The 14,074-nt window shown below is 62.4% G+C and carries 13 protein-coding genes; 10 read left to right on the plus strand and 3 right to left on the minus strand.

The features are described 5' to 3' along the window. Positions 1-12: 12 nt before the first annotated feature. From VK804_RS01865 to VK804_RS01875, 3 genes are all read left to right on the plus strand, one after another. Positions 13-918: an NAD(P)-dependent oxidoreductase gene (locus VK804_RS01865; protein WP_325367205.1), complete on the plus strand. Its 906-nt coding sequence runs from the start codon at positions 13-15 to the stop codon at positions 916-918. 293 nt (positions 919-1,211) lie between these two features. Further along, positions 1,212-1,529 (plus strand): hypothetical protein, encoded by a 318-nt coding sequence (locus VK804_RS01870; protein WP_325367207.1) that lies wholly within the window; start codon positions 1,212-1,214, stop codon positions 1,527-1,529. A 96-nt stretch (positions 1,530-1,625) separates the two neighbouring features. Continuing rightward, a complete protein-coding gene (locus VK804_RS01875) occupies positions 1,626-2,042 on the plus strand; it encodes a helix-turn-helix transcriptional regulator (RefSeq protein ID WP_325367294.1) in 417 nt (138 codons plus the stop codon). Positions 2,043-2,122: 80 nt separating this feature from the next. Here VK804_RS01875 and VK804_RS01880 read toward each other — a convergent pair whose 3' ends face one another. Next, complete coding sequence (locus VK804_RS01880; RefSeq protein WP_325367209.1) at positions 2,123-2,677, minus strand: hypothetical protein; 555 nt, start codon at positions 2,675-2,677, stop codon at positions 2,123-2,125. 89 nt (positions 2,678-2,766) lie between these two features. Here VK804_RS01880 and VK804_RS01885 point away from each other — a divergent pair, with 89 nt between their 5' ends. From VK804_RS01885 to VK804_RS01895, 3 genes are all read left to right on the plus strand, one after another. Next, complete coding sequence (locus VK804_RS01885) at positions 2,767-4,113, plus strand: YcaO-like family protein (protein WP_325367211.1); 1,347 nt, start codon at positions 2,767-2,769, stop codon at positions 4,111-4,113. A 34-nt stretch (positions 4,114-4,147) separates the two neighbouring features. After that, the gene (locus tag VK804_RS01890; protein ID WP_325367213.1) at positions 4,148-6,304 is read left to right on the plus strand and encodes a BTAD domain-containing putative transcriptional regulator; all 2,157 of its coding nucleotides are present in this window, start codon (positions 4,148-4,150) and stop codon (positions 6,302-6,304) included. A gap of 132 nt (positions 6,305-6,436) precedes the next feature. Then, on the plus strand, positions 6,437-7,678 hold the full coding sequence (locus VK804_RS01895) for a helix-turn-helix domain-containing protein (protein WP_325367215.1): 1,242 nt from the start codon (positions 6,437-6,439) through the stop codon (positions 7,676-7,678). A gap of 10 nt (positions 7,679-7,688) precedes the next feature. Here the strand turns inward: VK804_RS01895 and VK804_RS01900 are convergent, their stop codons facing one another. Further along, the gene (locus VK804_RS01900) at positions 7,689-8,099 is read right to left on the minus strand and encodes a hypothetical protein (protein WP_325367217.1); all 411 of its coding nucleotides are present in this window, start codon (positions 8,097-8,099) and stop codon (positions 7,689-7,691) included. A 41-nt stretch (positions 8,100-8,140) separates the two neighbouring features. Continuing rightward, positions 8,141-9,679 (minus strand): hypothetical protein, encoded by a 1,539-nt coding sequence (locus VK804_RS01905; RefSeq protein WP_325367219.1) that lies wholly within the window; start codon positions 9,677-9,679, stop codon positions 8,141-8,143. 775 nt (positions 9,680-10,454) lie between these two features. Here VK804_RS01905 and VK804_RS01910 point away from each other — a divergent pair. The 4 genes from VK804_RS01910 (at position 10,455) to VK804_RS01925 (ending at position 14,033) form a co-directional block, all read left to right on the plus strand. Next, on the plus strand, positions 10,455-11,705 hold the full coding sequence (locus VK804_RS01910; RefSeq protein ID WP_325367221.1) for an MFS transporter: 1,251 nt from the start codon (positions 10,455-10,457) through the stop codon (positions 11,703-11,705). 5 nt (positions 11,706-11,710) lie between these two features. After that, complete coding sequence (locus tag VK804_RS01915; protein ID WP_325367223.1) at positions 11,711-12,250, plus strand: phage tail protein; 540 nt, start codon at positions 11,711-11,713, stop codon at positions 12,248-12,250. Between the two features lie 343 nt (positions 12,251-12,593). Then, complete coding sequence (locus VK804_RS01920) at positions 12,594-13,016, plus strand: hypothetical protein (protein ID WP_325367225.1); 423 nt, start codon at positions 12,594-12,596, stop codon at positions 13,014-13,016. A 198-nt stretch (positions 13,017-13,214) separates the two neighbouring features. After that, positions 13,215-14,033, plus strand: coding sequence for an aldo/keto reductase (locus tag VK804_RS01925; protein ID WP_325367227.1), 819 nt, complete (start codon positions 13,215-13,217; stop codon positions 14,031-14,033). The last annotated feature ends 41 nt before the right edge of the window (positions 14,034-14,074 follow it).

Raw genomic sequence — 14,074 nt, forward strand, 5'->3', positions numbered from 1 at the left:
AAGGACCGACGGATGACAGGCAAGACTCTCGGTTTCATTGGCGTCGGCCGCATGGGCGCCCACATGTCACGGCGTCTTGTCGCGGCGGGCAACAAGGTCGTCGTCTACGACGCCGACCCGCGCGCATTGCAGCGGGCAACTTCGGAAGGCGCGAGCGCGGCGCATTCTCCGGCCGATGTAGCCTCTCAGGCCGAGATCGTCCTGGTCAGTCTGCCGACGCCCGATATCGTCAAGGCGGTCGCGCTGGCATCGAATGGCGTGGTGGCGGGCAGCAAGGCCCAGATCTTCATCGACTTGTCGACGACCGGTCCCCGTGTCGCGATCGAGGTCGCCAACGGCCTGGCAGAGAAGGGCATCGTCGCCGTCGATGCACCGGTAAGCGGCGGCCCGTCCGGTGCCGACAAGGGAACGCTCGCGGTCATGGTGTCAGGCCCGAAGCATTTGACGGGCGAATTGATGCCGATCCTTGGCGTCATCGGCAAGGTGTTCTGGGTCGGCGAACAGCCGGGGCTCGGGCAGACGATGAAGCTTTGCAATAATCTTCTGTCGGCAACCGCCATTGCGATTACGTCGGAAGCGCTTGTGATGGGAACGAAGGCCGGCCTCGACCCGGCGGTCATGCTCGACGTCATCAATGCCGGCAGCGGGCGCAATACGGCAACCGCCGACAAGTTTCCCCGCTGCGTGCTTCCGCGGAAATTCGATTTCGGTTTTGCGACCGAGCTGCTCTACAAGGACGTACGGCTCTGCCTGGAGGAGGCCGAGCGCCTCGGCGTGCCGATGATCGTCGGTAATGCCGTCCGCCAGCTCGTCGGGATCGCAAAAGCACTCAAGGGTGGGGACTCGGACATTACGCAAATCGTTCAGCCAGTCGAGCAATGGGCCGGGGTAGAGGTAAAGCCCGGCGAACGACGGTAGCTGTCGTTGAAAAAGCCTGCCTTTGGCAGACTGTTTTGTGCGAATGCTAACAACCTCAGGACAATCGCAGCTTCGAGACTGTCACTCCTCCCCTGATATTCCTGGAGTTCAGCCCTTTTTTCGTCCGCGCCTTGGAGGCCAATCTCGGTTTCATGAAACCTGCACGCCGCTTCGCCCGTGCAGGCAAGCCGATCGGCCAAGGGGTTGGTCCGATCACGTTGAAATCACGATAGCGCGGTCAGATTGCCAGCGCGGCGTGCCGTCCAACGCCTAGCGACGCATTCGGGGGAAAGATGACCGCGATCATCTACAATTTTGTTCGTTCAGACGAGAGCAGTTCGGAAGACGAAACTGAACGGCTGTTTGCCGCCCTGGGACGATACACCGTCGCGGAACTCCACGAACTTCTGTATGTCGGGGAGGAGCCGGGGTTTTTCGAGCTCACGCGGGGAATATTCGGCCTGTCCGAAGAGAGCCGCTTGATTCTGGAGAAATTCCTGACGGTGGCGCCCCACCAGACCGTCACGGCGTCGATCGATCCGGAGGGCAGGTGCGTCCTGACGCTTGGAAATTTCGGGCAGGAAAAGCCAATTAAGGGGATTGCACGCTAGCTTGTGCAACGCCTATAGTTGTAACCCGGTTCGCCAGCAATCAGAGGTCTGGAGACTGCGGTTATGTTGGCTAAAACGCCCGACCCACTCGACGTCATGGTGGGAGCCAGGATTCGTATTTTTCGGACTCACCGCGGAATGAGCCAGAGCGACCTCGCCGCCAGGATCGGTGTCGCGTTCCAGCAGGTGCAGAAATACGAAAAGGGAATCAATCGGGTAGGCGCCAGCCGGCTGTCGCGGATCGCGGCCGTATTGGAGATCTCGATCGGGGATCTTTTCGAGCCTTCCCGGAACAAGCGTTCCGACGCGAAATCACCCTTTCGGCTGCTTGCCGAACGGGATGCGTTGCGGGTTCTCACGGCCTTTTCGCGGACCCGCGATCCGCGGGTGCGGCGCGCCATCGCGCTTCTGGTCGAAACCATCGCCGACCTGCGGCCCGCGGCGAGATCCGCGGCGGCGCGTCCGGCGGCAGTCAAGCGGATGGTGCCGCGGCAGAGCAAGGCGGGGAGCTGAGGCCTGGGCTGCGCGTTTACGGGCTTGCGGCGATCCGGCGCCACCGTTGCTATGCGTGAATCAACTGATCCGACGGCACCTCATCCGGCAGCGTAAATGGCTCGCCTTTCCCGCAACAGCGGCGCTGAGACGAACTCGCCGATCCAGTTGCAGCGCTTCGCCTCGATATGCCATGCCATCGCCTCCGCCGATGACGGAGCCGGGTCCGGAATATCCTTGCGGACCTCCTTGCCATCCAGCCAGCCGCAACTGTGCGAATAGCGGGTTTCGCAGACCAGGCGGATGGTGTCGCGCTGCTGCACCAACACATAGCCGTCGGCTGGAAAGAAGGTGCCCGCGAGTTCGATCGGCGTCGGCAACTGACGCACCAGCAGAAAGGTGCTGGCGGCGTCCGTTTCAGATTCCGAGACCAGCACACCGAACAGGCTGTGGATCGGGGCAATGGCGCCGGGTGCCGAAAGCCCGGCCGGTTCCATGATCGAGCCGGCGGTTGCGATGGACAGGTATTCGCCCTCGGGACCCCAGCGGCACGCGATCAACCATTCCCGGCTGCGGCTACGGATGAGGGTTGGCTTTGCATAGTCGGAGCGGGCAATATCGGCTGCCATGGCGATGACAAAGGCTTTCGCGAGCATTTCTTCCTCCGGAGCGACATTGAGATGTCCCCGCCCGGCAGACTTTGCGAGGCAGGCGTGAGGCCACCGTGAACCGGGCCGGAGACGGGATGCCAAATCTGTTTGCTCGCGCCGCCTCATTGTTGCTCGGCGACATGCCGGAAAGTACCGATGATCGCGGTGCCCGGTCCCTGCTCGACGAGCTTGGCTATGCGAGCACGGCCGATTCCGAAAGTGCCTATTCCGATGTGCAGACGCACCATCGGGCCAACCTGCTCAAGGCGGCATCGCGGTTCGCGCGGGTCTTCGAACTCGCCGCGCCCGATGCGCCCGGCCTGGTCGCCCTTGGCGCAGAATTCGATCCGGGCCTCGCCGATCCTCTCCACGCGGGGCAGCCGTTGGTCGGTGTCTCCGGCGTGGGCCTTTCGCTGCAGGATGCCTTTCAGGGCTGTATCGGCGAGGGTATCGAATATCTCTCCCAGCTGCAGACCGCCGATGACGTGCTGGAATCTGATCCAGGCGATCCTGCAGCCGGGCTGGGTGCGCAGGCGCGCGAGTTCCTCGCGGCGTTCGCCGCGCACCGTGCTCAGCCCGATGCGGAACTCTCATGGCACCGGGTCAGGCGGCTCACCGATGGTTGCGAAGTCTGGCTGCCGGCGGATTTGTGCCTGCGGCGGCCGCTGCATCGGCAGCAGGTCAAGCCGCCGTTTCCGCTGAGCACCGGATCGGCCGCGGGCCAGTCCTGGGACGCAGCCGCATTGCACGGACTGCTCGAACTGATCGAGCGGGACGCGGCCGGCCTGTGGTGGCAGGGCGGCAACCGCGGCAAATCGATCCCGCCGGGGCATCAGGCCCACGCCGCGGCCGAGACGCTGTTGGCGCAACTGCGGCAGGGCGCCACAGTGCGGCGTGGCTGGTTGCTCGATATCACGACGGATATCGGTGTGCCCTGTGTTGCCGCCGTCTCCTGCAAGGCGGACGGCTTCGGCTTTGCCTTTGGCCTGGCGGCGCGGCCGACACTTGAGGCTGCGGCCCGTTCCGCCATTCTGGAAATGTGCCAGGGCGAACTGGCCCATGCGGTGGTCGAAGCGAAGCTCCGGGAGCGCGGGGAGGCCGCGCTGAATGCGCGGGACCGAAATCACCGGCGGCATGCGACGATGTTGAACGCCGACCGGTGTCTGCTGCTGCAGCCGGAACCGGAGCGCTCACCGCACCTGGCGATCGGCACGACCGACCCGGGGGCCGTGCTGCGGCTGATCGCAGACCGCCTGGCGCAGCTCGGAATCGAGGCTTTTGGCCTCGATCTGACCCGCCCGCAGTTCGCGGTTCCGGCGGCCCGCGTCATCGCGCCCGGCCTCCAGCCATTGCCTTCGGAGATCATTACGCCGAGGTTAGCCGATATGATTGCACGAACCGGCGGGGGAGCGGCCTATACCGGCGGCATCGGCCTGATATAATCGTCGAACGCCGAGCAGATACGGAAAGCATTGGATGCAACGGGCTGCCAGGGTTCAAGAGTTGGTCGCAACCGAAGCCGCAACGGTGCCCGCCAGCGCTGCGCGGCTTGCCGTCTCGCTGGTGGGACGTCCCTCGATCATGTTCGGTGGTCACGCGGTCGAACTCCGGACCCAGAAGGCGGCTGCCGTTCTCAGCTATCTCGCCCTGACCGAGGCCAAACACGAGAGCCGCGAACGGCTGGTCGGCTTGTTGTGGAGCCGCTCCGACGAGGAAAAAGCCCGCGCCTCGCTGCGCCAGGTGGTTCGTGAATTGCGGACCACGTTCGAGGACGCGGGATATGGCGGTTTCTTGGCGGGGAGGCTCGCGATCCATCTCGACCCCGGGAAAGTCGAGGTCGATATCGAAAGCATCATCAGCCTGGCTGAGCGCGGCGCCGTGCATCCCCTGCTGCTCAATACCCCTGACTTCGGCGAACGGATACTCGAAGGCATGGACGACCTCGATCCGTCATTCCGGATCTGGGTTCTCGCCAAGCGTCAGACCATCAGTGACAGGTTGATGCGGAGCCTCAATGCCGGTCTGGTCGCGCAGGATGTTCCCGCCGACGTCAAGACCGAAATCGCGACCGCCATCGTCAATCTCGACCCTACCCACGAAGAGGCCTGCTGCCATCTGATGCGCGAGCATGCGGAGCAGGGCGATGTGGCAGGCGCACTGCGCATCTACAAGGCGCTGTGGGATTTGCTGGAGCGTGATTACGGCATGGAGCCAGCGCTCGCGACGGAAGAACTCGTTGCGAAGATCAAGCTCGGAGCTTTCGAACGACCACTCGTGGACGTCGCGACACGCGGTGCGGCCGGCAGGCAAGCATTGCGGACGACCGACGAAAGGGTTGACCGGGCTGTCTCGCCAATGGCTGCAGAGGTCAAAGCACCGGCAAAGACATACCTCGTGCTGCGGCCTTTTGCCATGCATGCCATCGACCGCGATCATACTCACCTTGTGCAGGGTTTTCACCAACATCTCGCGGCGTCCCTGGTACGCTTTCGCGAATGGAGCGTGGTCGATCGTGACCCCGACACTCACTTTCGCGGATGGAGCGCGGTCGACCGTCGACCCGCCGATGTTGCGATTCCAGCGGCGGATTCGACGCTTCAATACAGCATCGAAACCACCGCATATCAGGCGGGCACCGAAATCAACATGGTCATGGTGTTGAAAGACGATACCATGGGCATTTACGTCTGGAGCGAAAGCTTTCGCCTCAGCCTCAACAACTGGTTCGAGGCGCAGCAGCGCATCATTCGACGGATCGCGATGTCGCTGAACGTCCAGCTATCAGCCGAACGGCTGATGCGGCTCGCAGGCGAACCCGATGTCTCCCTGGATATGCACGACCGCTGGCTCCGCGGGCAGAGTTTGCTCTTCAAATTCGATGCGGAGAGCTGGCAGCGTGCGGTGACCATCTTCCGCGATGCCATCCGAGAGAATCCCACCTTCTCGCCTTGCTACAGCAGCCTGGTGCAGATGAACAATATCGCGCATTTTGTTCACCCTGGCTCGTTCCGCGATCTCGGCAACGCAAAAGCGACGCTCGAACTTGCGAAACGTGCCGTTCAACTGGATCCAGTCGATTCAAGGGCGCATCTGTGCTGCGGCTGGTCTTATGCGATGGCGCTCCGGGAGGCCGAGGCTGCGCCGCATATGGAACTCGCTTGCGAGTTGAACGACAACGATCCATGGACGCTGCTGTCAGTTGCGCTCTATTGCGCTTGCTGCGGGTCGACCGAGCAGGCTCGTCTGCGAGCCGACCAATCGCTCGCTCTTTCGCCCGCACCGTCACATCTCGATTGGGCCTACCACGGCACCATCCGCTTCCTCTGCGGCGACTATGCGGGCGCTCTTACAGCCTGCGATCGCGCATACGGTGCCACCCAGCTTCTGCCGGCATGGCGGGCGGCGGCGCTATTCCGCTTGGGAAAGGCGGTCATGGCGCGGGAAGAAGCTCAGCGATTTCTCAACGGGATTCGATCGTTCTGGGGCGAATCGTCGGCGCCGACCGACGAGGCCGTAGCACGTTGGGCCCTGCAGGCACATCCCATCAGCATACGCCCGCGGTGGGAAACTCTGCGCGATGCTTTGCGTGGCGCAGGACTTCCAGTCGAGGGTATCACCCAGCTATCCCTTTAAGATTTTCATGCACATAGACTAAAAGATTTTCACGCACATCGACTAAGCTCTGCAACTGCAAATGCGATTAGCTAGTTGCCCAACGCCTATAATTGCATGGGTTTGCTAGCCTCAGACGTCCAGGGACTCGTTATGTCAGAGAAGATACCTGACCCGCTCGACATCCTGGTAGGAGCCAGGATATGTGTCTTTCGCAGCCGTCGCGGAATGAGCCAGGACGATTTGGCTGGCGAACTCGGGATTGCCGTCCAGCAATTGCAGAAGTACGAGAAGGGAATCGACCGGGTAGGCGCCAGCAGTCTATCGCGCATCGCGGCCGTCTTGGGCGTTTCGATCGGTGAATTCTTCGTATCCGTGAAAGATGGATACTCGAGTTCGACGCTTGTCGACCGGGACGCATTGCAATTTCTCACAGGCTTTCTGCGGATCAGTGATCCGCACGTGCGGCGTGCCATCGCGCAGCTGGTCGAAGCTGCCGCGGATCCCGAGCCTACGATGAAGTCTTCAATGGCGCGTTCTGCTGACGCAAAGCGGCTCGTGGGTCAGCGCGCCGACAAATCAGGTGTTTCGCTCGATTTGCACAATCTTTGGCTACGCGGGCAGAGGTTGCATCTCAAATACGACGCGGAAAGCTGGCAGCGCGCGGTCACCATCTTTCGCGACGCCGTCCGGGAAAATCCGATGTTCTCGCCTTGCCATAGCGGCCTCGTGCAAATGAACAATAGCGAACATTTCGTCCACCCAGGCCTGTTCCGTGATTTCGGCAAGGCAAGGGCGACGCTCGAACTCGCGAAGCGAGCGATTCAACTGGATCCGGTCGATTCCAGGGCGCATCTGTGCTGTGGCTGGTCCTATGCAATGGCGCTGCGGGAGGCCGAAGCGGCGCCGCATATGAAACTCGCCGGCGAACTGAACGACAACGACCCGTGGCCCCTATTGTCCTCGGCAATCTTTTATGCCTTCTGCGGGTCAATCGAGAAAGCTCGGCTGCGGGCCGAGCAGTCGCTGGCCCTTTCGCCAGCGCCCCCACGTCTCGGATGGGCCTATCATGGCATCATTCGTACGCTGTGCGGCGACTTTGCCGGCGCGATCGAGGCCATTGATCGTTCAGAGGGTATTGCACGGATACTGTCGGCATGGCGCGCGGCGGCGCTGTTTTATCTCGGGCAGTCGGATATGGCGCAGCAAGAGGCCCGGCGCTTCCTCAACGGCATACGCTCGTATTGGGTTGGATCAGACGCCCCGACCGACGAGGCCGTGGTTCGCTGGGTCCTGCAAGCCCATCCGATCAGTGTAAGCGGCCGATGGGAAACCCTGCGCGACGGGCTACGCGGCGCAGGGCTTCCAGTCGAGGGTATCGCCCAACCGTGCTAATTAGGCGACTTCAAGCGCAGTAGCTGATCGTATAGTCGCCGATACGTTCGGCATGCACCTTGAATTTCTCGCTTTCCGGGATCACCGGATCGATGCCGTTGAACAGGCGCTTGTAGAACGGCGGGATCGGATAGGTTGCGCCCGGCTGGCTGAGCCGCTCCTCGGAATCCTCGATCGCAAACTTCGGCGGCAAGCGCACCACGATCGTATCCATATCCTGTGCCACGAACTTGATCTGCGTGAAGCGCTCCGGCACCGTCATGAACACCTGTGCCTTGGCGAGTTGCTCCTTGAATTCGTCGACGCTTTCCGGGATCGGATACTCGTTGCCGTCCTCAAGATAGTTCTTGCCGGTCGACCATGTCTTCACCAGGTTGCCCCAACGCTCGTGGTTCGTCACGGTCATTCTTTCGATCGCCATTGCTCAGTCCTCCGGGTTGCGTGAGATGGAGTAATTCCGACTCACAAAAATGCTGGTTCCGCCTGTCGCAGGTCAGCGATCTCGGCCGTGAATTCGACCAGCTGATCCATGCGTTCAATTTCGGGTACTTCTGCGAAAACGTTGGTCGGGTAATATTCCTGGCAGAGCTTGGCGAGCGCTTCGGCAAGCGAAGGCGCGCCGCGTCCAGCAGCAATCTCGTTGTCCGCGAGCGCGCCGAAAATAACTTCCGAGACGATGATCGAGCCGAGCGGCCCGAGGCACAGTCCGTCGGCCTCTTCCATCGCTTCGAACAGGATGAAGAACGGCAGCGGCGGATCGTTGGCAATCGCTTCGATGTCTTCGGCGGAGAGCCCGCCATAGGCCGCTTCCGATGCCAGCCACGCGCGTATCCGGCTGACCCGATAGGGACGGTCGGCCAACAGCCGCGAAGCGCCGACGAGATCCGGCCGCCTGACGGCGATCTCGGCCGCCAGCGCATTCACCGACCAAAGCCCGGCGAGCGTGGCGCCGACGAGGTCGCGATAGAGCAGGCCAACCCGGTTGGTTTGGTCGAAGGCGGGAAATATCTGGTCGTTGCCCAGTCCGTCGCTGAGATAGGGGCCGATCCGCCGGCTGAAATTGGGCCTGGTTTCTCCGATCTCGAAAAACCGCGACCATCGCACGATCCAGGTCGCATCGAGCGGCATATTGACGGGATCGTTGGCCGAGGTTTTCTCCAGAGTCTTGTTCAGATCATGGGTGGAGAGGTCGTTGATGACGTATTCCGGCCGGACCATGGCGTGGCCGAAGCGAAATGCGCCGTGGGAGAATTCAAGCGGAACTTGCCAGCTATCCTGCTCTCGCCGGTCGATGAAGTTCGGGATCGGGTCGCTGTAAGCGCTATAGATCGAAGGGTGCATCGTCCGCCGCATCAGATCCTTGCGGATGACGTTGTGGTAGATCACCGTCAATGCGTCGCGCGCGCACAGAAACCGCCGGTAGGACGCACCGAGGTTGGCATTGGGACCGGTGGAGGGTTCGCCGCGGCGAACCATATCGACCAGGCCGTTGTGCAGCAGCGCGAAAAGCGCCGTCAGCTGCGACATAATGGCATGATCGTCGTTGCGGGGGTCGGCAATCAGCGCTTCCGTCAGCGCCGTGCGCTTGCCTGCGATGCTGCGGTCGATCCCGGTGACATTTTCCGCCGGCGTCCGCGCGATATCGCGGAACGGACAGCCTGGCTCGACATCCCGGTCCTTCCAGCGCATGCGGCCTAGCCGCAGCTTGGTCCGCCGCTCGTCGTTTGGCGTGTCCTGTGCGTACACCGAGGGCGAGCCCACGGGCCCGCTGCCGAACAGCGTCTCCAGTTTTAGCGCGGTGCGCCGCGCATTCGCGGTATCGGCGCTGAGGCCGCCGGCCACCGACAGCGGCATCGACGAGTGCACCAGATCGTGGGCGACGAATTGCAGCAGGTAGGTGTAACCCGAGGGAATCCGCGGGTTTTCCCAGCATTCGATGGTGGCGTCGTCATGCGCGCGCCATCGCAATCTGGCATCCATCCGGCGCGACAAACGGTTCATCAGCCCGCGCACCCCGGGCGAGCACTCCGGCGCATCCAACGGATCGACGCCAAAAACCTTGAACCGCTGCGAGGGCTCGGGAGTGCCAAGGAAGTGTCGGAATCCGGCCGGCGTTGGGCGGGCAGGAAGCGGACCGTCCATCACAGCGGCTTGCGAAATCCCGAAAGAGGACGACTCGGCTGCTTTCTGCACCGCCATCGAAAAGTTCCCACATTCTCAGCATATAATGGTGCCAAGCCCGCCGTGAAATTATCGTGATTTGAGAATTTGGCGCATTGCTGCCTCGGAGATGGGCACCAGGGTTGAGATACGGCCGGCGCGCCCGATCAAGGCCGACCCGGACAAAGTGCTCAAGGAGTAAGCCGCGGCCCGCGGCGGCGAGACGGAAATCGCCTTGTCGCGCGAAATCCTGACAGGTCCGGACTTCAGTTTCGACCGCGCGCCAAAGGGCTGCATCGGCATCGCCGATGGCGCGCGAGCGCAGGCGGGGAAGCATCGCGGCAGCGACATATTTTCGGCGGAGATCGCCGACCGCTTTCCATCCCATTGTCATAGCTATAGTCTTTGCCGCGTTGGCCGCCTTTGGCAGGACCGAAAGTGTCTTGGCAGGCATCCCGTCTTGAAATGACCGGTCACAGAACCGGGGGCAGGTCGCAACGGCGCGCGACGGGTCTCGGGGCTTGAAGATCAAAGGGGGGGAACGGCGATGACACTCTCGGCGCAGAGCGTCCCAGGCGATCATGCCGTTTCGCAGCAGTCCGGTTCAGAGGCTGCGTTGCAATCCGCCGTCCGCAAGGCCGCGCTGCGCTTCGTGCCGCTTCTGACGATTGCCTATCTCTTCAACTACCTCGACCGCACCAGTCTTGGTTTCGCTGCGCTCACCATGAACAAGCAGCTCGGCTTGTCGCCCGGCCAGTTCGGGCTGGCCGCCGGCATTTTTTTCGCCGGTTATTGCACATTCGAAATACCGAGTAACCTGATGCTCTATCGGGTCGGCGCGCGGCGCTGGCTGGCGCGCATCATGATCAGCTGGGGCATCGTCTCGGCGGCGACCGCCTTCGTGGTCGGGCCGAACAGCTTTTACGCGCTACGGTTTCTGCTCGGCATCGCCGAAGCCGGGTTTTTTCCGGGCGTGACCTTCTTTCTCGCCGCCTGGTTTCCGACCCAGTTCCGTACCCGGATGCTGGCCTGGTTCCTGGTCGGGATTCCCCTGTCGTCGCTGATCGGCGGTCCGATCTGCGGCTTGCTGCTGCAACTGGACGGCATCTGGGGCATCGCCGGCTGGCAATGGCTGTTCATCGGCGTCAGCCTGCCGTGCATCCCGCTCGGAGTTCTGACACTGCGCTGGCTGGACGATCGGCCGGAGAATGCGAACTGGCTGAGCCACGAGGAGCGCGATGCGCTCGACGCGGTGCTTGCCGCCGAAGTGCGCGAACGGCCGCCGGCTTCGTGGCTGGCCGCGCTGATGGATACCCGCGTGCTGATCCTGGGCGCCATCCAGTTCGGCTTCACTTTGGCATCCTACGGCATCGGCATCTGGCTGCCCTTGATCCTGAAGGAGTACCATCTGTCAAACATGGCGATCGGCTGGATGTCGGCCATTCCCTATCTGTTTGCCTCGGTCGGGATGATCCTGTGGGCCCGCTATGTTGACCGCAACGGCCGGCGCATCGTCAATCTGGCGATCGCCTGTCTGCTTGGTGGCGCGGGTCTGGTGGCGCCGATCGTGTCCGGCTCGCTTGCGCTGGCCGTGATCGGCTTCAGTGTGGCGCTGGTCGGTGTCACCGCCGCGCGCGCGATCTTCTGGACCATCCCGACCCGCTTCCTGACCGGGGTGGCCGCCGCCGGCGGACTGGCCTTCATCAACAGCATCGGCACGGTCGGCGGTTTTGCCGGCCCGTCGATGATGGGGTGGTTGAAGGAATTTTCCGGTTCCTACATTGTAGGTCTGACCGCGATGGCCGCCATCCTGATCGCCGCGATGGTGGCATCGATGTCGTTGAAGCTCGTGATGACGAAGGAGTGATCCGGATGCCCACAGCACCATTCAACACCAACACTTCCCGCTCCGATCCCTACAAGAATTACCGGTTCAAAGTGAAATGGGACGGCAATTACGTTGCCGGGGTCAACAAGGTCAGCATGTTGAAACGCTCGACCGAGGTGATCAAGCACCGCACCGGCGGCGACCCGAGCGGGGTCCATGTCAGTCCCGGACAATCGACCTACGATCCGATCACGCTGGAACAGGGCATTACCTACGACGTCACATTCGAGCAATGGGCGAACAAGGTCTGGGATGATCACAACGCGACAGGCACCGATCCGGACGCATCGCTGAAGGATTTCCGCAAGGACATCACGATCGAATTGTTCAACGAGGCCGGGCAGAAAGTCCTGGGCTACAACGTCTATCGTTGCTGGGTATCGGAGTTCCAGGCGCTGCCCGAACTCGACGGATCGGGCAACGCGATCGCCATCCAGCATCTCAAGCTCGAGAACGAGGGATGGGAACGCGATACCAGCGTACTCGAACCGACCGAGACGACCTTTACCGATCCTGCTTCTTGATAGCGTGCCAATCGTCTCCGCGCGCGGCAACGCTCCAGGCCTGCCGATCTTTCGGTGCCGACCATCCGGCGCATGGAAGCCAGCAACGGCGTGTTCCGCGGCAACGTCGATTCGCCGATAAAGCCGGTGTTGTCGGGATTCGCCAAATTGCCAATGCTTTGGTGCAGCTCCGGCAAGGCAGGGTTTTGCCGCGGAGAGCTTGTTCGCAGTCGCGGAACGAAATCGCGGGCATTCTCGTTCGGAAGGCGCGGTAACCTTGCCGTCAACATCGGCTGGCATTGCACGCGTCATGTTCCTAAATGAAAGGTGTCGCCGCATTTTTGCGTATTTCAGGAGGCCTAAAATGGTCCTGAAAAATGTTTTGACTGCCTTCGTATGTGCCGCGTTGCTGGCATGGAGCGGCGTGGCCACTGCGGACGAGTATCGTCCGGATCAGTTCCTCGGCCTCGATCTTCCCAGTGCCGTGCTCTCGCCGAAGCCGCTCGGGCCTTCCAGCACATTCACGCCGGTGCCGGCCGAGGCCAATGCTGATCACAAGGCCGATCGCTCGGGTGAGGGCGCGCAGGCCCGTGCGGAACCGAAAGCCGCGCCCAGAGTCGTCGTTCACACCACCCGCATCGCGCATGCGCGCGCCGAGCAACCGCGCCCCGCCGCTCGCACCAGACTGGCGCATCGGCATGGCAACCCGCTCGACGCGCAAGCCTTCGATACGCGGATCCAGGTCTGGCCCTGCCGTTCCGGCGGCATCTGCAACTGGAAGCGATAGGGCGATCGCGGCGACTGCCCTGCGTCGAGCGCGTCACAACATATTTGAGGCTTGCGCGGCGCCTGGGCGCTCGATCTTGATCTCGACAGGCTTCTGCGGGCAGACTGGCAAACGGCGCGCTTCCAACCATCCTTCCGGTGAGCCCCGCGGCATCGCCGGACGCCGATCCCTCCGATCTCAAGCCTTCAAGGAACCATCATGGAATATCTTCAGACCCAGGGCATCAGCCTGCCGCGGCTCGGGCTCGGCACCTTCCGCATGCAGGGCGATGCCTGCCGCGCGGCGGTCGAGAGCGCGCTCGGCCTCGGCTACCGCCACATCGACACGGCGGAAATGTACGGCAATGAAGAGGCGATTGGTGCGGCGATCGCGGCCTCGCGCGTGGCGCGCTCCGAACTGCATGTCACGACCAAGGTCTGGAACGAGAATCTCGCCCCGGACGCGATCCGCCGCGCCTTCGATACGTCGTTGAAGAAGCTGCGGCTCGACCGGATCGATCTCTATCTGGTGCACTGGCCGGCGAAGAACATGAATTTGCCGGCGATGTTCGAAACGCTGATGAAACTGAAAGCCGAGGGCCGCACCCGCGCCATCGGGGTTGCCAATTTCAACATCGCGCTGTTGAAGACCGTGGTCGAACAGATCAAGGCGGAAATCGCCTGCAACCAGGTGGAATATCATGTGATGCTCGACCAGACGCCGTTGCGCCAATACATGGCCTCGAAATCGATCCCGCTGGTGGCCTATTGTCCGCTGGCGCAGGGCCGGGCGGCAGCCGATGCGACGTTGACGGCGATCGGCCGCAAGCACGGTGCGACCGCCGCCCAAGTCGCGCTGAAATGGCTGCTCGACCAGGACGGCGTCGCGGCGATTCCGAAGGCGTCGCGGCCTGAGAGCCAGAAATCGAATCTCGGCGCGCTCAATGTCGGGCTCGACGACGAGGACATGCAGGCCATCGCCGGGCTGCCAAAGGACCGCCGCTGCGTCAATCCCGGCTTCGCGCCGGCATGGGATTGAGCGGGCTGGGCCGAGGGTGGCGCGATGTGCTAGAGCGATGG

Source organism: Bradyrhizobium sp. (assembly GCF_035484855.1).
Classification (GTDB): Bacteria; Pseudomonadota; Alphaproteobacteria; order Rhizobiales; family Xanthobacteraceae; genus Bradyrhizobium.

Bases quoted from the DNA above. Each gene is read 5' to 3' on its own strand.
- VK804_RS01865 (WP_325367205.1), top strand. From the start codon at position 13: ATGACAGGCAAGACTCTCGGTTTCATTGGCGTCGGCCGCATGGGCGCC.
- VK804_RS01870 (WP_325367207.1), top strand. From the start codon at position 1,212: ATGACCGCGATCATCTACAATTTTGTTCGTTCAGACGAGAGCAGTTCG.
- VK804_RS01875 (WP_325367294.1), top strand. From the start codon at position 1,626: ATGGTGGGAGCCAGGATTCGTATTTTTCGGACTCACCGCGGAATGAGC.
- VK804_RS01880 (WP_325367209.1), bottom strand. From the start codon at position 2,677: ATGCTCGCGAAAGCCTTTGTCATCGCCATGGCAGCCGATATTGCCCGC.
- VK804_RS01885 (WP_325367211.1), top strand. From the start codon at position 2,767: ATGCCAAATCTGTTTGCTCGCGCCGCCTCATTGTTGCTCGGCGACATG.
- VK804_RS01890 (WP_325367213.1), top strand. From the start codon at position 4,148: ATGCAACGGGCTGCCAGGGTTCAAGAGTTGGTCGCAACCGAAGCCGCA.
- VK804_RS01895 (WP_325367215.1), top strand. From the start codon at position 6,437: ATGTCAGAGAAGATACCTGACCCGCTCGACATCCTGGTAGGAGCCAGG.
- VK804_RS01900 (WP_325367217.1), bottom strand. From the start codon at position 8,099: ATGGCGATCGAAAGAATGACCGTGACGAACCACGAGCGTTGGGGCAAC.
- VK804_RS01905 (WP_325367219.1), bottom strand. From the start codon at position 9,679: ATGAACCGTTTGTCGCGCCGGATGGATGCCAGATTGCGATGGCGCGCG.
- VK804_RS01915 (WP_325367223.1), top strand. From the start codon at position 11,711: ATGCCCACAGCACCATTCAACACCAACACTTCCCGCTCCGATCCCTAC.
- VK804_RS01920 (WP_325367225.1), top strand. From the start codon at position 12,594: ATGGTCCTGAAAAATGTTTTGACTGCCTTCGTATGTGCCGCGTTGCTG.
- VK804_RS01925 (WP_325367227.1), top strand. From the start codon at position 13,215: ATGGAATATCTTCAGACCCAGGGCATCAGCCTGCCGCGGCTCGGGCTC.